The sequence below is a fragment of the Thalassospira australica genome (assembly GCF_044790785.1).
GTDB classification, from domain to species: Bacteria; Pseudomonadota; Alphaproteobacteria; order Rhodospirillales; family Thalassospiraceae; genus Thalassospira; species Thalassospira australica_A.
Genome location: NZ_CP085258.1, coordinates 2516471 through 2539331, shown reverse-complemented (window position 1 = coordinate 2539331; position 22861 = coordinate 2516471). Strand labels below are relative to the sequence as shown.

Below are 22861 nucleotides of genomic sequence, written 5' to 3'. Positions count from 1 at the left end.
GCGGCGGGGCAATCCCCGCGCAAAGGAGGCACCAATGTCGTATAACCTGACAGGAAAACATCTGATTGCCGGCCAGTGGGTGGCGGGCGAGCAGACCTTCCAGTCCGAACCGGCCCATGGCCCGGCCAATACCTTCCCGGTCGGCACCCCGGCCATGGTCGATCAGGCCGCCAAGGCCGCCGAGGAAGCATTCTGGTCCTATGGCTATTCCACCCGTGAAGAACGTGCGAAGTTCCTGAATAAAATCGCCGATGAAATCGATGCCCGCGGTGCGGAAATCACCGAAATCGGTACTCAGGAAACCGGCCTGCCGGAAGCGCGTCTGAACGGGGAGCGCGGCCGTACCGTTGGCCAGCTTCGCCTGTTTGCCAGCCACATCCTTGCCGGTGATTATCTGGATCGTCGTCATGACGAAGCATTGCTGGATCGTGCGCCTTTGCCGCGTCCGGACCTGCGTTTGATGCAGCGTCCGATTGGCCCGGTGGCGGTGTTTGGCGCATCGAACTTCCCGCTGGCATTCTCGGTCGCCGGCGGGGATACCGCAGCCGCATTGGCCGCCGGTTGCCCGGTCGTGGTCAAGGGGCATTCGGCCCATCCGGGGACGGGTGAGATCGTTGCACAGGCGATTGATGTTGCGGTCAAGGCATGTAGCATTCATCCGGGCGTGTTCAGCCTTATTCAGGGCGGCAAACGTGATGTCGGTCAGAGCCTTGTGCAGCATCCGCTGATCAAGGCGGTCGGCTTTACCGGGTCGCTTGGCGGTGGTCGTGCATTGTTCGATCTGTGCGCGCAGCGTCCGGAACCGATCCCGTTCTTTGGTGAGCTGGGCTCGGTCAATCCGATGTTCCTGCTGCCAAACGCCATGAGCGCGCGCAACGAAGAACTCGCCAAGGGCTGGGTCGGGTCGCTGACCATGGGGGCGGGGCAGTTCTGCACCAATCCGGGTATTGCGGTTGTTCTGGATGGTCCGGATGCGGATGCGTTTGTCGCAACCGCCAAGGCGGGGCTTGGCGATGTGGCAGCACAGACCATGCTGACCGATGGCATGGCTGATGCCTATCGCAGTGGGGCAAAACGCATTGCCGCGACGTCGGGTGTCAAGGAAGTCCTGACCACATCATGTGATCTTCGCAATGCTACGCCGTATCTGTTTGAAACAACCGGTGAAAACTGGCTGGCCAATCATGTGCTGGGCGAGGAAGTGTTTGGGCCGCTTGGGCTTGTTGTCCGGGTCAAGGACATTGCCGAAATGCAGGCGATTGCCAGGGCGCTTGAAGGGCAACTGACCTGCACGATCCATATGGATGGCGGGGATGCGGCGGATGCGCGTTCGCTGCTGCCGATCCTTGAGCGCAAGGCAGGCCGTATTCTGGCGAACGGTTTCCCGACCGGGGTCGAGGTTTCCGACAGCATGGTGCATGGCGGACCATACCCGGCATCGACCAATTTCGGCGCGACGTCGGTTGGCACGATGTCGATCCGTCGTTTCCTGCGTCCGGTTTGCTATCAGAACATCCCGACTGATGTCCTGCCGGCTGATATCGCCTGATCGCATGTCATTGATTTGCCGGGGTGATCAAACCCCGGCGTACTTACGGAGTTCAGATAATGAGCGATTATGTCCTTGGCGACGCAACGCGCGAGAAGCTTAAGAAAGTCAGTACGGCATCGCTTTGTACTGCCCTGTTCAAACGCGGCCTTCGCAACCAGTTCATTCAGGATGTCGGGCCGGTTGCGCCGAAGGACGAAAACATGGTCGGGCAGGCCTATACCCTGCGCTATATCCCGGCGCGCGAAGACCGTAACCAGATTGAGGTCTTCCGCGATCCCAACCATCCGCAACGTGTTGCGGTTGAGCAATGCCCGGTCGGGCATGTTTTGGTGATGGATAGTCGCAAGGATGCCCGTGCGGCATCGGCGGGATCGATCCTTGTGACCCGCCTGATGAAGCGCGGCGTTGTCGGTATCGTTACCGATGGTGGTTTCCGTGATGCGGAAGGCATTGGCAAGCTTGATATCCATGCCTATCACAACCGTCCGTCGGCTCCGACCAACCTGACCCTGCATGAAGCATATGATCTGAACGTGCCGATCGGGTGCGGTGATGCGCCGGTTTTTCCGGGCGATGTTCTGGTGGGGGACAAGGATGGCGTTGTCGTCATTCCTGCCCATCTTGCCGACGAACTGGCCGAAGAATGCAGTGGGATGGAAAGCTTCGAGGACTTCGTTCTTGAAGAAGTTCTGGCCGGCAAGCCGATTATCGGCCTTTATCCGGCGACCAAGGACGAAACCAAAGCCAATTATGAGGCATGGCGCAAAAAAACGGGTCGCTGATCCGGTCATGCTTTGCTGAATGTCGCAAAAAGCCGTCCGGTTTCGGGCGGCTTTTTGCATTTCGGGCTCAGGCGATGGATCAGTCAGTTTGCTGGTGGATTGGCAAACATGCTTTCGTCATGGCGCAAAAGGCTTTGCCCAATCGCGCCCTGCAATGCCAGATCCTTGTCCCACGGCAGGTGGATGATCTTTGGCCCGCTGCGAAGCTCGGGCACCTGTGCCTCGCGGAGGCCGCGATCGATTTCCGGTTCCATCAGATCATAGGCCCGTGCGCCTGACCCGGTGATCAGAATGCGTTCCGGACCCAGAAGCGCAATCAGATTGGCAATGCCATATCCCAGCACCTTGCCCGCGTGGCGGAAAATATCGGCAAGGTCTTCGTGACCGTTTCGCGCGCGTTTGACAAGATCCATCATCTGTTTTTCGCTGGGATGCAGGTTGTTGGCATCGGGCATGTCAATCAGGCCACTGGCGTCACGCAGAATGGCGTAATCGCCGATATAGGCTTCGATGCAGCCGCGCCGCCCGCAATTGCAAAGTGGCCCGTCGGGTTGATATTTCATATGACCAAATTCGGCCGCCGCGCCAAAATGGCCGTTATAGACCACCCCGTTCAGGACAAGCCCCATGCCCACGCCATAGCCCAGCATGATCACGGCAAAATCGCCATTGCCGCCAAGATCGTTATTCTGGGTGATGGCGGTTGCGATGCAGTTGGCATCGTTTGACATCTGGACAATGCCGCCAAAGCGTTCACGCAGCGGTTTGGTAATCGCAATCTGCCGGTGGCGTAGGGCGGGCGACCAGATGATTTCGCCGCTATTGCTATCGGCGACGCCCTGAACGGCGATGCCGATGCCGATCGGCGGGGTTGTTGCGATATCGCGGTTGTCGGCAATAAACTGATCGATCAGATGACAAAGCGTTGTTACCAGCGATGTTTCATCAAGATCGCGGGTGTTGATGCTGTGCTGGATGCTGCGTTCAATCTCGCCCTTGAAATTGCCCAGTGCGATTTCAACCAGATTGATGGTCAGCTTGACACCAATCACACAGGCCGCATCGGGCACAAGGTCAAGCATGACCTTGGGGCGGCCGCGTGTGGCACTTTGACCATTATTGCCGTTTGGTGCGCCTTGGGTTTCCTTTACCAGCCCCTGCGCGATCAGATCGGCGGTAAGCGAGGTAACAGTTGCCGGGCTTAATCCGGTGGCAGTGCCGATATCGATCCGTGCAGCCGGTCCATGGATGCGCAAAAAGCGCAGAATGGCAATCTGGGACGGTTGGCGTGGCGTATCGTGATCGGTTCGACGGCTCATCGGCGGGGCCTGTTATTCTGCAAGGCGGGATCGGAACCGGGCGAAAACCCGGTTCCGGATAAGGCATGTTTTTTGCCGCTTTGGCAAGCCGGTGATGCACCGGATTAAAGCAATCCGCGTGCGGCCAGATTGGTCATCAATGCCGTGATGCCAAAGGTCCAGGGCGCGATGGCGTCCGAGCGGTCGACCTGATTGCAAAGCGTGCCAAGGCAGGGGGTGGAAATGGTGACAAGGTCCCCCATTTCGTGGGTGAAGCCCTTGCCCGCACCACCGCGATCATCTGTGGGCGCAAACATCGTGCCAAGAAACAGCATGAAACCATCGGGATATTGATGATGTTTGCCGCAAGCCTGTGCGGCAAGGCTTTCAGGAGGCCGGCTGATCTGGCTCATGGAGCTTCCGGCATCAAGGTGATAACCATCCAGTCCGTCGACCGCCATTTTAAGGTCGGCCTGTTTGACGGTTTCAAGTGTGAAATTGCCGTCAAAGATACGGATAAACGGCCCAATGGCGCAGGAGCCGTTATTATCCTTTGCCTTGCCCAGAAGCAGGGCGGAACGGCCTTCGACATCGCGAAGATTGACATCATTGCCAAGGGTCGCGCCGACGATTTTGCCCTTTGAGCTGACGGCCAGAACCACTTCGGGTTCCGGGTTGTTCCAGTTTGAAATCGGATGCAGGCCGACATGCGCGCCATGACCAACCGCCGACATCGGCGGCGATTTGGTGAAGATTTCCGCATCCGGACCGATGCCGACTTCAAGATATTGCGACCATGCGCCCTTTGCGATCAGGACTTCCTTGATGTCGACGGCCTTTTGCGACCCCGGTTCGATCTGTGACAGGTCATCGCCGATAATGCCGCTGATTTCGCTGCGGATCTGATCGGCCTTGCTGGCGTCTCCACGCGCCTGTTCTTCGATCACGCGTTCCAGAAGACTTGCGACAAATGTCACACCACTGGCCTTGATCGCCTGAAGGTCATTGGGGCTGAGCAGATGAAGGGTTTGCGAACCGGCACCGGGTTTTGATGCGGCGACAATGTCATCAAGCGTGCCGACAAGGGGGAAACCCGATGGATTTCGAAGCTGCGACACCAGATCCTCGCGTTCGAGAATCTGGCTGATCGTCGGGGCAAGCTTACTGATATCGCGAAGGTTGCCCTGATCGACGACAACCGGGGTCGGGCCTGAAACGCGCGGGTCCCAGACGCGACCAACCAGAATGGCATTGCCATGATCGTCGGGCAGGATGTCGCTGGCGGTATTCGGGAAGTCGATAGTCATTAAAGGGCCTCTTTGTTCTGGGCGTTGGTGGCACCCGGTCCGGCAAGATGCAAAAGATGATCGGGCATTTTACCCAGAATGATCATGCCAAGAACGTCATCATGGGTGACATCTTTGGTCGGGACGGTGCCGACCAGCTTGCCGTTCTTCATAACATGCAAACGATCAGACAAATCAAACACATCATGAAGATCGTGGCTGATCAACAAAATACCGAGCCCGTCACGTTTCAGTTGATCAATCAGTTCGCCGACCATACGGGTTTCATGCACGCCAAGGGCAGCGCACGGTTCATCCATGATCAGAACGCGGGCTTCGAATAAAAGCGCACGCGCAATCGCGACAGATTGCCGTTGCCCGCCCGAGAGAGCCGACACGGGGGACGTGAATTTATGGAAATTCGGGTTTAGTCGATGCAGGACTTCACGTGCCTTATGTTCCATTGCCCCATCATCGAGAAAGCCGAATTTATCGACGATTTCGCGGCCCAGAAACAGGTTCTGGGCTGCGTCGAGGTTATCGGCAAGCGCCAGATTCTGATAGATGGTTTCGATATTGTTGTCGCGCGCATCACGGGCATTCTCGATTTTGGCTTCGCGGCCATCGACAATGATCTGGCCGGTGTCGGCCTTATAGGCACCCGAAAGCACCTTGATCAGGGTTGATTTTCCTGCGCCATTATGACCGAGCACACCAACAACCTCGCCGGGGTAAAGATCGATGGAAACCCCGTCGACCGCCTTGACCCCGCCAAAGCTGATATGGATGTCGCGCATTTCGACCAGCGGGTTCTGACCGGTTTTGATATCGTTCATATCCCCATACTCCTAACTGGTCGGGTCGCTGTAGCGACGGTGGAAATACTTGTCGCTGAACACGGCAAGGACAAGCACAAGCCCGATCACGATGCTTTGAAGGGATGTATCAACACCCAAAAGAGCCATGCCGCTTTGCAGGCTTTGCATCACAAGCGCACCGATCAATGCTCCATAGATCGTGCCAACACCACCGGCAAGCGACGTTCCGCCAATGACAACCGCAGCAATGACACGCAGTTCGTCAAGCGTACCAAGCTCGTTGCCTGCCGATTGCAGGCGGGCCGAAGAAATCGCGGCACTGATCGCGCATAGAACTCCCATCAGGGCGAAGACCGCGACCGTCATGCGTTTGACATTGATGCCGGCCAGTTCGGCGGCCTGCGGGTTGCCGCCCATCGCAAAGACATAACGCCCGAACCGGGTCCGTTTGGCAACGATGGTCAGAACAATCGCCACAAGGGCAACAATCAGAAGCGGGATCGGAATGCCGTGTGAAATCATCAGATTTTCAGGCGTTACCGGAATGCCGCGATCTTCAAGGATGCGTTCGGCTGCACGTTGGGGCAGGTGATAGGCGTTCAATGTGATGATCGCCACGAGTACCAATCCGGCCTTGATGATGGTGTTGGTATATTCCGCCCAGACCGGTTTGACCGGGAACTGGAATGATAACCGGCGGCGGCGTTCCATGATGGCGGCATAGATGATGGCGGCAATGGTGATGGCAGCGACGATCCAGCTCCAGGTTGCGCCAATCGTGCCTTCGATCCCGCCGCCAAGCAGTATGAAGTTGTGATCAAGCGGTGCAACAGTGCGCCCCTGTGTGACCCACCATGCCGCCCCGCGCCAGACCAGAAGCCCGCCAAGGGTTACGATAAAGGCCGGAACGCCAAGGTAACCAACGGCAAGGCCTTGAACCCCGCCGATTGCCGCGCCGATGATCAAACCGACAAGCAGGGTAATGATCCATGTCATCGGGTGATTGTATTCAAGGAAGTGCGGCAGGATGTCGGATTGCACGACCCCCATGATCATCGCAAGAACACCCAGTATCGCACCGACCGAAAGGTCGATATGCCGGGTAACGATGATCAGCACCATGCCGCACGCCATGACGGCAACAGATGCTGTCTGCACCGACAGGTTAAAGATATTGCGCGGCGTGATGAAGCGACCGCCCGATGCGATGTCAAAGCCGATCCAGATAACCAGAAGCACAACGGCCAGGCCCACAAGGCGGCGGTCGACTTCCATCTTGGCAAGTAGTCTTGTCATGTAAAATGCTCGTCAGGCAGCGGGGCCGGTCGATCGGATGCGGCCGGTCCCGGGGTTTAACAAGGTCGGAAGGAGGAAACCTGCCTAGTTACAGGCAGCGACCTTGCCGCTTTCAACCCCTTTGCAGACGACGTTCTTGGATACCCATCCCGCGTCGATCACAAGATCAAGCTTGTTCTGGGTGATTGCAACCGGATCAAGGAAGTACGACTTCATGGTCACACCGTTCGGGCTGTTCCAATCCTGGGTGCCTTCGACGTCGCCCAGTTTGGTGCCCTTTGCCAGTTCAACGGCGATTTCAGCCGCGCGCTGTCCCAGAAGTCGGGCATCTTTCCAGACCGAAACTGTCTGGGTGCCAAGGGCAACACGGTTAAGTGCGGCGTGGTCACCATCCTGTCCGGAAACCGGAATGCCCTGCATGCCCTGTGCCGAAAGGGCGGCAACAACTCCGCCTGCCGTGCCGTCATTGGAGGCGACAACCGCATCGACCTTGTTGTCGGCAGCCGTCAGGAACTGTTCCATGTTGCGCTGTGCGATGGCCGGTTGCCAACTGTCGGTGTAGGCTTCGCCGACAACCGTGATATCGCCGCTATCAATTGCCGCCTGAAGGATTTCAAGTTGACCCTCGTGCAGTATATTGGCGTTCGGATCGGTCGGCGCGCCCTTGATGAACACGTAATTGCCTTTTGGCTGCTGGGCAAACACGGCTTCGGCCTGAAGTCGGCCGACTTCCTTGTTGTTGAACGTAATGTAATAGGCATTCGGGTCTTCGATCAGGCGGTCATAGCCTACAACCGGAATGCCTTCGTTGATCGCCTGTGTGATGGCGGCACCGATAGAGGATGAATCCTGTGCCAGAACGATCAAGGCATCCGCGCCACGCGAAATCAGGCTTTCGATATCGGAAAGCTGTTTGGAGGGCGAGCTTTGAGCATCGGTGCTGATATATTGTGCGCCTGCGGCTTCAAGCGCCTTCACAATCGCGGCTTCGTCAGTTTTCCAGCGTTCTTCCTGAAAGTTCGACCAGCTGACGCCAACGATCAGATCATCGGCAAAGGCATTGGCGGAAAACAGTACGGCACCGGCCAGTGCGACCGAGGAGAGGAGTTTTTTCATCTGTTTCATCCCTGAATGATATGTGTCTTGCAGTGACATTTATTTTTGTTGTCGAAAAAATGTTGACGCCTTCAATCCGTCCTGTCAAATTTTTTTTAATGAACAAATTAAAAATCTCGCTTTTCACGCTCAAGATTATTCAAAATCCTGATTTTTGGTTGATTTTATGCGGATTTTCCTGGGTGCGGCGCAGCATTTAATTTGATTGTGAAAAATAAAAGATGAAAACAAGTCAGGGAACGTCATGACAGCGAGTTATCACGACATTGATGGTAAATCGGTTCTTGTAACCGGCGGGGCATCGGGTATCGGGGCGTCGATTGTTCGCGCCTTTTGTGCGCAGGGTGCACGGGTCGGCTTTTTTGATATTGATGATGCGGCGGCGGAAAAGCTGTGCGCGGAGATCGGGAACGATCTGGGCGTGCGGCCGCATTATATGTCACTTGATCTGCGTGATCAGGCCGGAATCCCGAAGGCTGTTACCGAAATGGCATCGAAAATCGGCGTGATTGATGTTCTGGTCAATAATGCCGCCCGCGATGATCGCCACAGTCCCGAAGAAACCGGGCCGGATGAATGGCGAGACAAGCTTGACGTCAATCTGTCGCACCAGTTTTTCTGTTCACGCGCCGTGGCAAAGGGCATGGCCGAAAAGGGCCGGGGCAGCATCATTAATTTCAGTTCCGTAAGTTATTTGATGGGGTTACCCGATCTGGTCGGTTATGAAACCGCCAAGGCAGGTGTGGTCGGTATGACGCGCGCATTGGCGCGCGACTGGGGGGCGGATGGTATCCGGGTCAATACAGTTATTCCGGGCTGTATCATTACCCAGCGCCAGCTTGACCTTTGGATCAGTCCGGAAGACGAAGAACGCATCCAGCAGCAGCAATGTGTCAAACGTCGTCTGATAGCTGATGATGTTGCGCAGATGGTATTGTTTCTGGCATCTGATGTGTCGTCGGCGTGCTCATCACAAAGCTTTATCGTCGATGGCGGACTTGTCTGATAGTCTACGATCCATCAAATAAATCGCGCCATTTTGTTCCGCTTCCCGCAGTCAGAGTTCACCATGCCCCAATCCCAATCCATCCCCAATGCCATCACCATCAACGAAAAAGCCAACCCCTATCGTGATTGTATTCAGGGGCTTGCCAATCAGCCGATTACGGTTGTCAGGCTGTTGCGCGATGCGGTGAATGAAAACCCGGCTGTTGCCAGTGACCGGAAATTTGTGGTGCCCGAAATACGCGATGTGGTCGGGCGGCTGGTTGAAAACCGCCCACGCATTGCGATCATTGGCGGGGCACCTGATCATCCGGCGCATTTGCTGGATCGGCCGCAAGCATTGATGGCTGCAATCCGTATATGGGAAATGGGTGGGGTGCCGTTCCTGTTTCATGTGCCGGTGATTTGTGATGGTACGGCACAGAATAATATCGGCCAAAGCTATTCCCTGGCGTCACGCAACCACACGGCGGCGGCGGTCAATATCACCTTTGAAGGGCACAGCTACCACGCGGCCTATGTCATTGCCGGGTGCGACAAATCCCCCGCTGCGGTTGTGGCCGGTCTGGCAGCGGCCGATCAGGCGCGTAAATATCGCGGTGATCAAGCGCCGGTCTGGGCGGTGTTTGCGCCGTCCCATGTCCTGAAGGGCGGAGAAATCCCAGATGGGACGCGGCGATTACTTGATAAAATTGCCGATGATGCGGACCGGGCGGGGCATGATGACCTTGGTTCCGATATTCGCGAAAACATGCGTTATATTCTGCAATGCACGTCTGATGAAGCCTTTGCCGGGTTGCTGGACCGGGCGCGGTTATTGGGCATTATTGATGGCAAGATGGAACGCCGGGTTCTCGACGAGCTTGCCGGTGCGACCTGTGATTCCAAGGGCGGGATTTGCGCCTTTAACGGTACGGGCAATTCATCGCGGACCATGCTGGCGGCTTTTGGGTTAACCCCGCCGGAACTGGAATTGCTAACGGATGTGCCGCCTTATGCTGCGGTGGCGATCGGGATTGATGCGCTGTTTGGTGTGTTCAACAAACCCGAATACGCGATCAGCAATCTGTTGAAGCGCAACTTTGCCAATTTCGTGCGCATCCATAATGCGACGGGGTCAAGCAGCAACATGCTGCTGCATTTGCCTTTCATGATGCGTTATGCCGGGTTTGATGTCAGGATTGATGATTATCAGGATGTGCGTCTTAAAACGCCGGTGCCAGAAATCTTCGCTCATAGCCTGACGGAAAACCGCGATACCTTTGTTCTGGCGCAGCAAATGGCCGAAGGCAAAAACCGTGGCATGGAAAGTATCTATCGCGTTCTGGCCGATCTTGGCGTGGCGATGGATCTTGATGCGCCGACGGTGCTTGGCAGGACATGGGGGGAAAGGATTGCAAATCTGGAAAATCCCGTCGATTTGTCGCTGGGGGATACATCGGTTATCCGTGCGACGCCGGTGCGCAAGCGGTCCGGTGTGGATGTTCTGACTGGTAGTTTCTTTGAAAATTGCGCAGTCAAAACATCGGGTATGAGTGACCATCTGATCGAACATTTCGACGATCACGTTTTCATCGTACGTTATTATGAAAACGAGCATGTCTGTAACGCCGATTTTGCCTCGCCCGATCTGGTGAAGCGGTTGATTGAAACCGACGGTGTGGATGAAGACCTGATTGCCGCCGTGGTCCGGCGCAATGGTGGCAACCGGGTTGATATGGATGCGCCAAAGGACATGCTGGCACAGGGGCATTTGTCCTTTGCCTTTGTCATTGGCGGGCAGGGACCGGAAGCCTATGGCATGCCGGAAATGTTTTCGCCGTCGCAGAACCTGCGCCATCATCGCATCCTTGAAGCATCAAGCATGCTGATCACCGATGGCCGTTATTCCGGTGTCACCAAGGGGGCGTGTATCGGCCATATGGTGCCGGAGGCTTTTTCTGGTGGTGGCATCGGTCATTTGCGTGATGGCGATGTGCTGCGTCTTGATCTGACGAAAAATACGTTGGACTGGCTGGATCGCGATGCGTTCCTTGCCGGGACGGAAATCGCCGGAAGCCCGATTGATCTGGCGGATCGTGCGCCGCTATTTGCTGAACGGCAAAAACGCATGATCGCGCGTCAATTTGATATCGCGGCCAGCAATGTGATGGATCATGTATCGAACGCGGCACGCGGGATTGTGCCCGATGTGGTGGATCGCCGCGCGGTCAATCCGTGGCGAAACTGATGCTCGCCGGACGATCCTGTCCAATATCATCCCTGCGTTCCTGTGCCGCCCGGCTTTCGCCAAGCAGGATTGCGGTTGCGCATAATCCTGCCCCCAAAAGGATCAGGACATGACCGATATGGTGCGAAAGGTTTTGAAAACGCATCATCTGTTTCTCTGTCTGGTGGTTGGTGTCAGGCTGCGGTGGTATCCGGTGCCGGGTCGGTCTGGGCATTGGCCGGGGTGGCATCGCCGCCCAATGCCTGATAGAGCGTGATCAGATTGCTAATGCGATCAAGCTGGTTGGCTAGAAGGGCTTCTTCGGCTGAACGTCTGGTTTCTTGCGCGTCCAGCCAGTCCTGCATGGCGACCGCCCCCGATCGGAACCGGGTTTCATAAATCCGTTCGGCATTGCGTGAGGCGTCAAGGGCGGCTTCAAGCCGGGCGGCACGGCGATCATATTGAGTGCGGGCCGAAAGCGCGTTTTCAACGTCGCTCATGGCTTCGTAGGCTGTCTGACGGAATTCTGCGACGGCCTGTTCATATTCGGCCTCGGATACCTTGATGTTGAGCTGCCCCTCGTTCCAGTTCAGAAACGGCAGGGCAAGACTTGCGCCAAGCGTGCCGATCGGATTTTGCAAAAGGTTGCGCAACTGGTCGCTGCTGGTGCCCAATTCCCCCGTCAGGGTCAGGGTCGGTAGCAAACTGGTTTTGACCGAATTCAAATTCGAAACGCTTTCCTTCAGGCGCAATTCAGCCGCCCGTACGTCCGGGCGACGCGACAGCAATTCCGATGGCAGACCCGCCGCCACATCGGGCAGGGCACCGGACGGCAATGTCATGCGCGGAATTTCAATATCACCCGGTGCGCGGTCAAACAGGATCGATAGCGCGTTTTTGGTTTCCGTCAGGCTCTGTTCGATCTGGGTGTAATCGGCCAACTGGCTTTCAAGGTTCTGGCGAGCTTCGAACAGTTCCAGCGACGATGTCGAACCGGACGCATATTGAACATCGATCAGATCAAGAGTCTGCCGGGCGTAATCGATGCTGGCTTGTGCGATATCCAGACGTTGCTGATAGTAAACCGCCTGCCAATACAGGGTGGCGGTGGTACCGATCAGCGATAATGCCGTGCTTTCACGGTCTTCAAGCGTTGCCAATGCTTCCCAGCGTGCGGCATCGTAATCGTGGCCAAGCTTGCCCCAAAGATCGAGCTCGTAACTGATCCCGGCATTGGTGCCAAAGCTTCGCGTACTGCCATTATCCTCGTCCAGGTCGCGTGAAACCGATGCATCCGCCACACCGGAAAAATCGGGATAGAGATCATCTTCTGCAAGGCCCGCAGTCAATTGTGCCTTGCGGACTTTGATGGTGGCCGCCGCCAGGTCGTTATTGCGTTCAAGCGCACGTGCGACAAGTTCGTCAAGCTGGTCATCGCCGAAATTCTGCCACCAGTTTTGCGAGGCGGTGATGGTTGCTGCGTTGCTGTTGTCCGATGCGGTGGCGGCTCCGTTCCAGCCGTTTCCCGACGTAATATCCGGACGGGAATAGCGGGTTTCGTTCAGGCTGCTGCACCCTGCAAGTGCCATCATCGAAAGGATGGTTCCGGTCTTTAAAATCCGTGTGATCATTTTTGTATTCTCCGTCAGTCGCGCGACAGGGCGTCGACCGGATCAAGCCGGGCGGCATTGCGGGCAGGCAGGAAGCCGAATGAAATCCCGATCAATGTGGCGCAGGCAAAGGCCGCGACAATCGAGGTCGTCGAATAAACCATCGAAAACGAGCTTCCCATCGCGTCAAACAGAACGCCGATGCCAAGGGCAGTCAGAACGCCAAGTGCCCCGCCAAGGATGCAGACCAGAACCGCCTCGATCAGGAACTGGCGCAGGATATCGCTTTGACGTGCGCCGACCGCCATCCGAACCCCGATTTCACCGGTGCGTTCTGTAACCGACACCAGCATGATATTCATAACGCCAATACCGCCAACGATCAGGGAAATCACCGCAATTGATGAAATCAGAAGTGTCATGGTGCTGGTGGTTTTTTCGATGGTTTCACGGATGGTGTCGGTATTGATCGTGAAAAAGTCCTTCACCCCGTGCCGCTGGGTCAGAAGGGTTTCGATGTTCTGTTGGGCCAACGCGGTTTGGACTGCGTCATCAATACGAACGGTGATGCTGCTTAGGTAATTCTGGCCGAGAATTCGGGTCAGTGCTGTGGTGTAGGGCACCCAGATATTCAGGCTGTCATTATTGCCAAATGTGCTGTCCTTTGGCGCGGTGACACCAATGATGCGTACCGGCACGGTGCCAAGGAAAATCACCTGCCCCAGCGGGTCTTCGCCGTTCGGGAACAGTTTTTCACGTGTATTGTCGTCAATGACCGCGTCCTGACTGCGTTTGTCGACGGCAAGGCTGTTAAACCAGATGCCGTCGGCCATTTCATAGCCGCGTACCCGGTAATAATCGGTGCCGACACCGGCAACCGCGGCATCGACTTCAATATTGCCATATCGCAGGGTGACGTTGCTTGAAACACTTGGTGTGACGCTGTCGACATAATACTGGGTCGCCAGAATATCGGCATCGGCGGCGGTCAATGTTCTGATCTGGCTGGCATCACGATCACCAAAATCCTTGCCGCGATTGACATCAATCGTGTTGGTCGCGATGGAGCTGATATCGGCAAGGATGCGGTCCTGCGATCCTTGACCAAGGGCTACGACCGAGACCACCGATGCGATCCCGATAATAATGCCGAGCATGGTCAAAAAGGTCCGCAACCGATGTGCATTCATGGCCACCAGTGCCATTTTGAATGCTTCGGCAAAGCGGTCAATCTCGGCCCGGATGGGGGATGCGCTTCGGGGGCGGGTTTCGGCCTTTTTGCTGGCAGTGTGTTGGGCAAAGGCCTGTGTCTGGCGTTCGTCGCGGATGATTTCACCGTCGCGGATCTCGATGATGCGTTCGGCATGGGCGGCAACATCATGATCATGGGTGACCAGAATGACGGTATGGCCATCGCGATGCAGGTTCCTTAACAGTTCAAGCGTTTGTGCGCCGCTTTGGCTATCAAGTGCGCCGGTCGGCTCATCGGCCAAAATGACATCGCCGCCATTCATCAACGCGCGTGCGATACTGACGCGCTGCTGCTGCCCGCCGGAAAGCTGGCTGGGGCGATGATGAATGCGATCCCCAAGTCCGACACGGGTCAGGATATCCATTGCACGGTCGCGCCGGGTTTCGGCGTCAAAACCGGCATAAATTGACGGCACTTCGACATTGCCAAGTGCGCTTAGATCCGACAGCAAATGATAGCGTTGAAAGATAAATCCGAAATATTCGCGCCGAAGGGCGGCCAGTTCATCTGGTTCCAGATCGCCGGTCAGGCGGCCATTAACCCGGTATTCCCCGCCAGTTGGTCGGTCAAGACAGCCCAGAATATTCATCAGCGTCGATTTGCCCGACCCGGACGCGCCAATGATCGCAACCATTTCGCCGCGTTCAATCGTCAGGTTGACACCCTTTAACACGGCAATGCGATCCTCGCCCGCCGGGTAGTGCCGCCACAGATCGCGGATTTCGATCAGCGGGGTGTTAACCGTGTTTCTCGCTATCTGGTTCATGATCAGAACATCCCCCCCGGGCCGCGACGTATGGACTGGCTGGTTGCGACTGCGCCACTGGTCGCGCCAATGACAATGTCGTCATTTTTGGAAATGCCACTGATGATCTGGGCGTTGATATTGGTGTTCATGCCAACTGTGACCGGCTTCTCAACCGGGTCGCCTTCGTCATCAAGAACCCGAACGGTATATTGCCCGTCCTTGTTCGGGCCACTCAGCGCGGCGGACGGTATGATCAGGGCATTTTCCACTTCGTTTAACGTGATGGTGACTTCGGCCGTCATCCAGACACGCAGGCGGTGGTCCGGATTGGCGATGTCAAACAGGCCATTATAATAAACCGCCTCGTCGTCGGTGTTGTCGTCGTCATCCTCGATCCCGGTCGGGGCCGGTTCGATGGCGCGAAGCGTGCTTTCATAGAGCGTGTCGGGATCGCCCAGAATGGTGAAGCTGACCGGTTGGCCTTCGCGGACGCGGATGACGTCGGCCTCGGATATTTCGGCTTCGACCGTCATGGTGTCGAGCTGTGCCAGCTTGATAATGGTGGGAGTGGATTGAGCAGCGTTGACCGTCTGGCCTTCCTTGACCGGCAGGGCAACGACCGTACCATCCATCGGGGCGAGGATTTTGGTATATCCCAGATCTATTTCGGCCGTATCAACGGCGATTTTTGCCTGATCGATTTGCGCATTGAGCGCTGCGATTTCAGCCTTGGTCACATTTAGGGTTGCCTCGGCGCTTTCGAAATCTTCCTGTGGCGAGGCATCAAGCGCACGCATCTTTTTCTGCCGTGCATAATCAAGTTCCGCTTGTTTCAGTTCGGCCTGTTTGGCGGCAAGTTGTGCCTTGATGTTGGCAAGGGCGGCCTCGGCATCGCGTAAATCGTTCTGCTGGGTTGAAGGGTCGATTTCTGCAATCAGATCTCCTTCCTTGATTTCATCGCCGAGATCGACATGTAGTGCCTTGATCTGCCCTGATACCTGTGCGCCAACACTGACCAGTTTGGAGGCTGTGATGGTGCCACTTGCCAGAACCGTATCGGCAAGATTGCCGATACGGGGTTTGGTGGTCACATAACTGGTTTTGGCTTCGGACGGGAACAGATAGGCCTGTGCCATCCATGCGGTTGCCAGTATGACGATCAGGGCGATGACAAGGTTGCGTGCGGTCCTGGATGATTTCTTCATCGGGCTTTCATGTCCTTGGATGAGACGCGCCCGACGTTGAAAGGCAATTGAGCCGTCGGGCATCCCAGACATAGCAACCCCTTTGTCAGAACGGGGTGAGGGGGATGAAAATGATCTGTAAGGAATGTGTAAAGTCTGGCATCCACGCCTTTCGTTAGGCGGTTTAAGCGCTAGAATGTCATCATGAACAGGAATTAACCCGCATTTGAAAGACCCGTTGCCCGTGACCAGAATTCTGCTTGTTGATGATGATGTCGAACTCGGCGCGATGCTGGGCGAATATCTTGAAGGCGAGGGGTTCGAAATCGCCAAGGCCTATAATGGCGAGGATGGCCTGCGCATGGCGCTGGATGGCGGGTTTTCCGTTGTGTTGCTTGATATCATGATGCCGGGTATTGGCGGGATTGAGGTGCTGCGCGAATTACGCACCAAAAGCCGGGTGCCGGTCATCATGCTGACTGCCAAGGGGGATGACGTTGACCGGGTTGTCGGGTTGGAGCTCGGGGCGGATGATTATATCCCCAAACCCTATTACCCGCGTGAACTGGTAGCACGCATTCGGGCTGTTTTACGCCGGGCTGAACCGGTTGGCGAAAACTGCCGGGATGCTGGCGGATCGGACAAGGGCGATGAAGTCGTTCTTGGAAAACTGAGGCTGAATACTGCGCGGCGGTCGGCGCAGTTTGATGGTCGCGACATGGAACTGACGGTATCGGAATTCAATCTTCTGGAAGTTTTGATGCGTGCGAGAGAACGGGCTTTATCGAAAAACGAGCTTTCCATGAAAGTTCTGGGTCGTCCGCGCGAGGTTTATGACCGCTCGATCGATGTGCATATGAGCAACCTTCGCCAGAAGCTTCAATCCGCCAGCAATGATGCCGGTCTGGTTGAGACCGTGCGCGGCTTCGGCTATCGCCTGAGGCAGGACATATGAGAGGCCGGTTATTCTGGAAAATCCTGATCGGTTTTGCGTTGACCTTTATGGCAATCTGGCAGGGGGTGTGGCTTTTATTCACACTGTATGGCGATCCGCCCAAACCCTATCATGTCGGTTATCTTCAGGAAACCGCGCGCGGTTATGTCGAAACCGCGGCCCGGATTGTCGAGGCCGAAGGTATTGGCGCGCTTGAAAAGGCGATTGCCCATTGGCCCGAAGAAGAACGCATCCGGCTTAGCATCGAGCCGGATGCAAACCGGACCGATGGGCCGGTATCAGATTTCGTGCCCGAAGATCGGTTCGAGGATATTCGGGCGAACGGGTTTTTGTCGCGTGACGCAGTCAGCCCGACCGGGTTGCTGGTACACCTGAAATTTGATGTGTCCGATATCGTTGCCTCTATCCCGGAACGGAGGCGGTTCAATGTTCCGACACCGTTGGTGATTTCGGGTGTTCTGGGAGGGCTGGTGTTTAGCGGTGTTTTGGCCTGGTACCTGACACGCCCGATCCGACAGCTTCAGGAGGGGTTCGAACGACTTTCGAATGGTGACCTGACATGGCGGCTGGGCGAAAAGATCGGACGCAGGCGCGATGAGATTGCCGATCTGGCGCGTGACTTCGATGTGATGGCCGTGCGGTTGCAGCAATTGATTGAAGCACGCGACCGTCTGCTGAACGACGTATCGCACGAATTGCGATCCCCGCTGGCGCGGATGCAACTGGCCGTCGGGCTGGCGCGTCAGAAACCGCAACGGATAGAGGGATCACTTGACCGGATTGAAAAGGAAACCATTCGGCTGGATGAATTGGTCGGAGAACTTCTGACCCTGTCACGGGCCGAAAGCGGTGCCAGCCAGAACCAGACATGGCTTGATATCGACCATCTTCTGGGCCGGGTTGTTAGCGATGCCCGATTTGAGGCCGAGGCAACCGGGATCAAGGTCCAGACCAATCTTGCGATCAAACGCAACTGGCATGGTGAAGTGCCGGTGGTGGTGGGCAATGCCGAACTTCTGCGGCGGGCGTTTGAAAATATCGTGCGCAATGCCTTGCGACATTCACGCGAAGGCCAACTGGTGCGGATTTCGGCCGAAGCCGATGCTAATCGAAATGTTTTCTGCATTACGATTTCCGATCAGGGACCGGGAATTCCGGCTGAGCAGCTTGAAAATATGTTCGAGCCGTTTATCCGCGGAGAGCCAAGTTTAAATGGCGCCGGTTTTGGCTTGGGGCTTTCGATTGCGCGGCGTGCAATCAAGGCACATGGCGGTGAAATCGCCATTCGAAACCGTGATGGCGGTGGCCTGGATGTTTTGATCTCCCTGCCATTTTCCCTGCGGGTCGAGGATGAATATGGCGAACCGGCTTAATTAACCCCTTGCGAAACCGGTATGATCCAATACCTCATCAAGGAAACAACCGGCATTGCCGGAAAATTCGACCCAGCAAGGAGGACCACCATGACCAATAAGCTGACCGTGCAGACGTCGGACGGAAATTTCGATGCCTATGTTGCCATGCCAGCCAAATTACCGGCACCGGTGGTGGTGGTTGTTCAGGAAATCTTTGGTGTTAATGCCGTGATGCGCGGCATTGCCGATGATTATGCCAAACAGGGCTATATCGCGGTTTGTCCTGATCTGTTCTGGCGGATCAAGCCGGGGATCGAAATCACCGACAAGACCGAAGAAGAATGGAAACAGGCATTTGGCTATTATCAGGCATTCAATGTCGATAAGGGCGTCGAGGATATTGCTGCAACCCTTACGGCAGCACGCAAGATTGATGGTGCAAATGGCAAGGCCGGTGTTGTCGGTTTCTGCCTTGGCGGGCTTTTGACCTTCCTGTCGGCCACGCGCACCGATGGGGATGCCTTTGCAGTCTATTATGGTGGCGGCATGAACAATTATGTCGGCGAAGCCGGGAAGATCAAACAGCCGGTGATCATTCACCTGGCAGGGAATGATGAATATATCCCTGCCGATGCACAGGCCGTTATCAAGGACGCGCTTGATGACCATCCGTTGACCGAGCTTCATTTCTATCCCGGTCGCGATCATGCCTTTGCACGTAAGGGCGGGGCGCATTACGATCATAAGGATGCGGAAACCGCCAATGTGCGGACGGCCGAGTTTTTCCGGGCCAATCTTGCGTGATCGTCACAGCGTGATCCCAGCAAGGGCCGCAAATCTGCGGCCCTTTTAATTTACAAGATCAATGATCGTTGCTGGACCAAGGAAGGGTTTATTTGTATGAGGAATACAAATAAACCGGTCATGGGAGGAATAACCAAATGAAACTTCTGCGTTTTGGAACTGCCGGTGCGGAAAAGCCCGGGCTTCTTGATCAGGATGGTGTGATCCGCGATCTTTCGTCGGTGATCGAGGATTTCAATCCAGATACCATTTCTGATGCGACCTTTGCCAAAATCGCAGCCCTTGATCCGGCAAGCCTTCCGACCGTCCCAGGCAAGCCGCGGATCGGTGCCTGTGTTACCAAACCGGGCAAGTTCATTTGCATCGGTTTGAACTATTCCGACCATGCCGCCGAGGCCGGCATGCAGGTGCCGACTGAACCAATCATCTTTTTCAAAGCAACATCGGCGGTTTGCGGCCCGAATGACGATGTGGAAATCCCGCGCGGTTCACAAAAATCGGACTGGGAAGTCGAACTGGGCATCGTGATAGGCAAGGAAGCCAAATATGTGACCGAGGCAGAGGCGCTTGGCCATGTGGCAGGTTACTGCGTGGTCAATGATGTGTCCGAACGCGCGTTTCAGCTTGAACATGCTGGCCAGTGGGTCAAGGGCAAAAGCCACGATACTTTCGGCCCGATTGGCCCGTGGCTTGTCACGCGGGACGAGGTTGCCGATCCGCAGAACCTTCGCCTGTGGCTGGAACTGAACGGCGAACGCGTTCAGAATGGCAGCACCGCCACCATGGTTTATGGCGTTGCCCATCTGATCAGCTATCTGTCGAAATTCATGACCCTGCAGCCGGGCGACATTATCACGACGGGCACCCCGCCTGGTGTTGGCATGGGCATGACGCCGCAACGCTTCCTCAAACCCGGCGATATCATGGAGCTTGGCGTCGAAGGGCTGGGAAGCCAGCGTCAGGAAGCCGTTCAGGCCTGATGAGGCTTGCGACCAAAATGGAAAGCCCCGCAGCGTATGTTGCGGGGCTTTTTGATGGATCAGCCTGCGGCCATGGCATCAAGTTCCTGCCGGTGAGCATGGAGCTTGTGGAAAATGGCATAACGCCTATCGTGAGCGTCCTCTGCGGTTTGGTCCGGGGCGTGAACGGTTTCCTTGCCTGCCATCCGACGCGATGCAAGGGCAAGCCCGCCTACCGGGTCAAGGGCGGCCGCGCCCAGCATAGCGGATCCCAGCAGCACCGGTTCGGCACAATCGGACATCACGACATTGCACCCGGTGACATCGGCATAAAGTTTGACCAGAACCGGGCTTGCGGTGTGACCACCACTTAGATGGATGTGTTTAATGTCATAGCCCGTGGCGTTCAGTGCGTCGATGATATGGCGCGTGCCATAGGCAATCGCGCAGGCCGTCGCCCAGTAAAGGTCAAGGAAGCTCTCCTCGCTTTGATCAAGGCTGAGACCCGAAATGACGCCAAGGGCCTCTGAGTCCGCAAGCGGCGACCGGTTGCCATGGAAATCGGGCAGGACATGCAGGCGCGGTGCAAGATCGGTCGTTGCCGTCATCAGCGGCAAGAGCTTTTGTCCGGCAAGCTTGTGCGCATCACGGCCCATGGCGTGCGAAAACGGATGCATGGCAACGATATGATCGAGCAAGGCACCGGTTGCCGATTGGCCGCCTTCGTTCAGCCAAAGCCCCGGCGCAATCGCCCCGAAATAAGGACCCCAGACACCTTTGATAAAGCGCGGCTCCGACGATAGCGCCATATGGCATGTCGAGGTCCCGGCAATCATGGCGAACCGTTCATCGAGATTGCCATGCAGATATTCGCCAAGCGTGCCAAGGGCACCTGCATGGGCATCAATCAACCCCGCACCCACGACGCAATTGGTGGTCAGGCCAAGCTCACTTGCCCCCTGTTGTGACAGATTGCCGATCAGGCCACCAACGCCCAATGCCTTTCGATCAATTCCGGCCTTGCCGGGGAAATCATCTAGGCCGATCTGATCAAGAAACGCGCGGTCCCACGGATCATCCTGATGGGCCAGATAGGTCCATTTGCACGTGATCGTACAGCAGGACCGGTCATTGCTGCCGGTTGCGCGGAATGACAGGAAATCGGCAAGGTCGTAAGCCGCACCCATTTTATCCCAGGTTTGGCGATGGTGGCGTTTCAGCCACATCAGTTTGGGCAATTCCATTTCGGGCGACATGGTGCCACCGATATATTCCAGCACCTTGGCGCCGGTTTTTGTGCATTCTTCAGCTTCGCGGACAGCGCGGTGATCCATCCAGGCGATGACATCCCAGTTATCCGTACCACCGGGGGTGACACCAAGTGGACGGTTGTCGGTATCGCGGATCACGAGCGAACAGGTGGCATCAAATCCGATGGCTGCGACCTGATCGGCGGCAATATTTGATTTTGCCAGCGCATCGCGAACCGACTGGCAAACCGATTGCCAGATATTTTCCGAGTCCTGTTCGACGAAATCGGGTTTGGGTTTATTCATGGCGATGGCATGGGCGGCACTTCCGAGCAATTTTCCATCCGGGGTAAACACGCCTGCACGCGCGCTTCCAGTGCCAACGTCCACACCGATAATGACTTTATCTGTAAGACTCATTTAATCTTCCTCCCGCGGGTCCGGTTGGCGGAATTACCAAATTTTGCAGGCAATCCCGATCCCGGTTTTAAGCGTTCCTCGCGCGTGCTGGTCGCTGCGATAAATTCATACTGCACGCAATTGAACAAAAGTGCATCGATTGGTCAAATGTTCATTTTGATTGACGATGATGTTCGCGATTGTATAGGCTTTTGCCATCAAACCCAACGAAGCCAGGTTCAACATGGCCCCCGGAAATGTCCAAGATAACGCTCGTAACCCGGCGTCAGCACCGATCATGGCCGGCAAGGATGTCGTTCTTTTTGATTGCGACGGCGTTCTGGTTGACAGCGAACCGATTTCGCTGGCGACGCTTGTCGATGTGCTTGATCATTATGGCGCACCGCTTGATTTTGCTGAAGTTGCCGCCCGTTTCACCGGGCGATCCAGTGCCGCTCCGATTGAACATATTCGTACCGAAACCGGACGCGATATCAGCGCAGAATTCAAACCGTTATTTTATGATCGCCTGTTTGCCCGCTATGACCTCGAGTTGCAGAAAACAGACGACATCGAGGGAGTTTTGACTGCACTGCGCAACCGTAATATTGCGTTTTGCATTTCATCAAGCAGTTCGGTACAGCGCCTTGAGCGCACAATGTCGGTTACCGGACTTGGTCCGTGGTTTGGCACCGATATTTATAGTGCCGATTTTGTCCAGAACGGTAAACCGGCACCCGATCTGTTTTTATATGCCGCTGATAAAATGGGCTTTCGCCCGGATCAGGCAATTGTGATTGAGGATTCCGTTGCAGGGGTGAAGGCCGCGGTGGCCGCATCCATGACCTGCATCGGCTATGTCGGGGGCGGGCATTATGCGGAAGACCGCGAAACTGCCGCAGCCCGGCTTTACGAAGCGGGCGCGGATATTGTTTTCGATGACATGCGCGATATCGCAGCCCTGATCGAACAGGGCTGATTTT

The 22861-nt window shown here is 56.0% G+C and carries 19 protein-coding genes; 9 read left to right on the top strand and 10 right to left on the bottom strand.

Annotated features, from left to right (window positions below; translation table 11 throughout):
• Positions 1 to 34: 34 nt before the first annotated feature.
• Both LG297_RS12110 and LG297_RS12105 read left to right on the top strand, forming a co-directional pair.
• Entirely contained in the window at positions 35 to 1549 is a 1515-nt protein-coding gene (locus LG297_RS12110; protein WP_404420556.1) for an aldehyde dehydrogenase (NADP(+)), read from the top strand.
• Between the two features lie 59 nt (positions 1550 to 1608).
• Positions 1609 to 2334, top strand: coding sequence for a ribonuclease activity regulator RraA (locus LG297_RS12105; protein WP_404420554.1), 726 nt, complete (start codon positions 1609 to 1611; stop codon positions 2332 to 2334).
• 83 nt (positions 2335 to 2417) lie between these two features.
• Here the strand turns inward: LG297_RS12105 and LG297_RS12100 are convergent, their stop codons facing one another.
• The 5 genes from LG297_RS12100 to xylF all read right to left on the bottom strand — a co-directional run bounded on the left by LG297_RS12100 (position 2418) and on the right by xylF (position 8148).
• On the bottom strand, positions 2418 to 3653 hold the full coding sequence (locus LG297_RS12100; RefSeq protein ID WP_404420552.1) for an ROK family protein: 1236 nt from the start codon (positions 3651 to 3653) through the stop codon (positions 2418 to 2420).
• 104 nt (positions 3654 to 3757) lie between these two features.
• The gene (locus tag LG297_RS12095; RefSeq protein ID WP_404420550.1) at positions 3758 to 4939 is read right to left on the bottom strand and encodes a fumarylacetoacetate hydrolase family protein; all 1182 of its coding nucleotides are present in this window, start codon (positions 4937 to 4939) and stop codon (positions 3758 to 3760) included.
• Positions 4939 to 5754 (bottom strand): ATP-binding cassette domain-containing protein, encoded by an 816-nt coding sequence (locus LG297_RS12090; protein WP_404420548.1) that lies wholly within the window; start codon positions 5752 to 5754, stop codon positions 4939 to 4941. The genes LG297_RS12095 and LG297_RS12090 overlap by 1 nt, the downstream gene beginning before the upstream one ends.
• A 12-nt stretch (positions 5755 to 5766) precedes the next feature.
• Positions 5767 to 7032, bottom strand: coding sequence for a sugar ABC transporter permease (locus LG297_RS12085; RefSeq protein ID WP_404420546.1), 1266 nt, complete (start codon positions 7030 to 7032; stop codon positions 5767 to 5769).
• A gap of 84 nt (positions 7033 to 7116) precedes the next feature.
• The gene (xylF, locus tag LG297_RS12080; RefSeq protein WP_404420544.1) at positions 7117 to 8148 is read right to left on the bottom strand and encodes a D-xylose ABC transporter substrate-binding protein; all 1032 of its coding nucleotides are present in this window, start codon (positions 8146 to 8148) and stop codon (positions 7117 to 7119) included.
• A 244-nt stretch (positions 8149 to 8392) separates the two neighbouring features.
• On the opposite strand from xylF, the gene LG297_RS12075 reads away from it, so the two are divergent.
• Together LG297_RS12075 and LG297_RS12070 are read left to right on the top strand one after the other, a co-directional pair.
• Positions 8393 to 9154, top strand: a complete 762-nt coding sequence (locus LG297_RS12075; protein ID WP_404420542.1) for an SDR family NAD(P)-dependent oxidoreductase — start codon at positions 8393 to 8395, stop codon at positions 9152 to 9154.
• 63 nt (positions 9155 to 9217) lie between these two features.
• Complete coding sequence (locus LG297_RS12070; protein ID WP_404420540.1) at positions 9218 to 11383, top strand: dihydroxy-acid dehydratase; 2166 nt, start codon at positions 9218 to 9220, stop codon at positions 11381 to 11383.
• Here LG297_RS12070 and LG297_RS12065 read toward each other — a convergent pair.
• From LG297_RS12065 to LG297_RS12050, 4 genes are read right to left on the bottom strand one after another with little or no spacing between them, the layout of a single operon-like run.
• Positions 11364 to 11531: a hypothetical protein gene (locus tag LG297_RS12065; RefSeq protein ID WP_404420538.1), complete on the bottom strand. Its 168-nt coding sequence runs from the start codon at positions 11529 to 11531 to the stop codon at positions 11364 to 11366. The two genes, LG297_RS12070 and LG297_RS12065, sit on opposite strands and share 20 nt — an antisense overlap.
• Positions 11532 to 11556: 25 nt before the next feature.
• Positions 11557 to 12993 (bottom strand): TolC family protein, encoded by a 1437-nt coding sequence (locus LG297_RS12060; protein WP_404420536.1) that lies wholly within the window; start codon positions 12991 to 12993, stop codon positions 11557 to 11559.
• Positions 12994 to 13007: 14 nt separating this feature from the next.
• Entirely contained in the window at positions 13008 to 14990 is a 1983-nt protein-coding gene (locus LG297_RS12055) for a MacB family efflux pump subunit (RefSeq protein WP_404420534.1), read from the bottom strand.
• A 2-nt stretch (positions 14991 to 14992) separates the two neighbouring features.
• The gene (locus tag LG297_RS12050; RefSeq protein ID WP_404420532.1) at positions 14993 to 16177 is read right to left on the bottom strand and encodes an efflux RND transporter periplasmic adaptor subunit; all 1185 of its coding nucleotides are present in this window, start codon (positions 16175 to 16177) and stop codon (positions 14993 to 14995) included.
• Between the two features lie 223 nt (positions 16178 to 16400).
• Here LG297_RS12050 and LG297_RS12045 point away from each other — a divergent pair, with 223 nt between their 5' ends.
• The 4 genes from LG297_RS12045 to LG297_RS12030 all read left to right on the top strand — a co-directional run bounded on the left by LG297_RS12045 (position 16401) and on the right by LG297_RS12030 (position 20250).
• Positions 16401 to 17111 carry a response regulator gene (locus LG297_RS12045; protein ID WP_404420530.1) on the top strand — a complete coding sequence of 237 codons (711 nt, stop codon included), beginning with the start codon at positions 16401 to 16403 and terminating at the stop codon, positions 17109 to 17111.
• Positions 17108 to 18484 (top strand): ATP-binding protein, encoded by a 1377-nt coding sequence (locus tag LG297_RS12040; RefSeq protein ID WP_404420528.1) that lies wholly within the window; start codon positions 17108 to 17110, stop codon positions 18482 to 18484. The genes LG297_RS12045 and LG297_RS12040 overlap by 4 nt, the downstream gene beginning before the upstream one ends.
• A gap of 90 nt (positions 18485 to 18574) precedes the next feature.
• Positions 18575 to 19270: a dienelactone hydrolase family protein gene (locus LG297_RS12035; protein ID WP_404420526.1), complete on the top strand. Its 696-nt coding sequence runs from the start codon at positions 18575 to 18577 to the stop codon at positions 19268 to 19270.
• A 137-nt stretch (positions 19271 to 19407) separates the two neighbouring features.
• Positions 19408 to 20250: a fumarylacetoacetate hydrolase family protein gene (locus LG297_RS12030; protein WP_404420524.1), complete on the top strand. Its 843-nt coding sequence runs from the start codon at positions 19408 to 19410 to the stop codon at positions 20248 to 20250.
• A 59-nt stretch (positions 20251 to 20309) separates the two neighbouring features.
• On the opposite strand, the gene LG297_RS12025 is transcribed toward LG297_RS12030, so the two are convergent.
• A complete protein-coding gene (locus tag LG297_RS12025) occupies positions 20310 to 21899 on the bottom strand; it encodes an FGGY-family carbohydrate kinase (RefSeq protein ID WP_404420522.1) in 1590 nt (529 codons plus the stop codon).
• Between the two features lie 277 nt (positions 21900 to 22176).
• Here LG297_RS12025 and LG297_RS12020 point away from each other — a divergent pair, with 277 nt between their 5' ends.
• Positions 22177 to 22857, top strand: a complete 681-nt coding sequence (locus tag LG297_RS12020; RefSeq protein ID WP_404420520.1) for an HAD family hydrolase — start codon at positions 22177 to 22179, stop codon at positions 22855 to 22857.
• Positions 22858 to 22861: the final 4 nt, after the last annotated feature.

What these genes read in the sequence shown, in the direction of transcription:
- LG297_RS12095 (WP_404420550.1), bottom strand. Translation starts at nt 4,939, where the DNA reads ATGACTATCGACTTCCCGAATACCGCCAGCGACATCCTGCCCGACGAT.
- LG297_RS12085 (WP_404420546.1), bottom strand. Translation starts at nt 7,032, where the DNA reads ATGACAAGACTACTTGCCAAGATGGAAGTCGACCGCCGCCTTGTGGGC.
- LG297_RS12065 (WP_404420538.1), bottom strand. Translation starts at nt 11,531, where the DNA reads ATGATGCGTTTTCAAAACCTTTCGCACCATATCGGTCATGTCCTGATC.
- LG297_RS12040 (WP_404420528.1), top strand. Translation starts at nt 17,108, where the DNA reads ATGAGAGGCCGGTTATTCTGGAAAATCCTGATCGGTTTTGCGTTGACC.
- LG297_RS12055 (WP_404420534.1), bottom strand. Translation starts at nt 14,990, where the DNA reads ATGAACCAGATAGCGAGAAACACGGTTAACACCCCGCTGATCGAAATC.
- LG297_RS12020 (WP_404420520.1), top strand. Translation starts at nt 22,177, where the DNA reads ATGGCCGGCAAGGATGTCGTTCTTTTTGATTGCGACGGCGTTCTGGTT.
- xylF (WP_404420544.1), bottom strand. Translation starts at nt 8,148, where the DNA reads ATGAAAAAACTCCTCTCCTCGGTCGCACTGGCCGGTGCCGTACTGTTT.
- LG297_RS12035 (WP_404420526.1), top strand. Translation starts at nt 18,575, where the DNA reads ATGACCAATAAGCTGACCGTGCAGACGTCGGACGGAAATTTCGATGCC.
- LG297_RS12105 (WP_404420554.1), top strand. Translation starts at nt 1,609, where the DNA reads ATGAGCGATTATGTCCTTGGCGACGCAACGCGCGAGAAGCTTAAGAAA.
- LG297_RS12090 (WP_404420548.1), bottom strand. Translation starts at nt 5,754, where the DNA reads ATGAACGATATCAAAACCGGTCAGAACCCGCTGGTCGAAATGCGCGAC.
- LG297_RS12075 (WP_404420542.1), top strand. Translation starts at nt 8,393, where the DNA reads ATGACAGCGAGTTATCACGACATTGATGGTAAATCGGTTCTTGTAACC.
- LG297_RS12030 (WP_404420524.1), top strand. Translation starts at nt 19,408, where the DNA reads ATGAAACTTCTGCGTTTTGGAACTGCCGGTGCGGAAAAGCCCGGGCTT.
- LG297_RS12100 (WP_404420552.1), bottom strand. Translation starts at nt 3,653, where the DNA reads ATGAGCCGTCGAACCGATCACGATACGCCACGCCAACCGTCCCAGATT.
- LG297_RS12070 (WP_404420540.1), top strand. Translation starts at nt 9,218, where the DNA reads ATGCCCCAATCCCAATCCATCCCCAATGCCATCACCATCAACGAAAAA.
- LG297_RS12110 (WP_404420556.1), top strand. Translation starts at nt 35, where the DNA reads ATGTCGTATAACCTGACAGGAAAACATCTGATTGCCGGCCAGTGGGTG.
- LG297_RS12025 (WP_404420522.1), bottom strand. Translation starts at nt 21,899, where the DNA reads ATGAGTCTTACAGATAAAGTCATTATCGGTGTGGACGTTGGCACTGGA.
- LG297_RS12050 (WP_404420532.1), bottom strand. Translation starts at nt 16,177, where the DNA reads ATGAAGAAATCATCCAGGACCGCACGCAACCTTGTCATCGCCCTGATC.
- LG297_RS12060 (WP_404420536.1), bottom strand. Translation starts at nt 12,993, where the DNA reads ATGATCACACGGATTTTAAAGACCGGAACCATCCTTTCGATGATGGCA.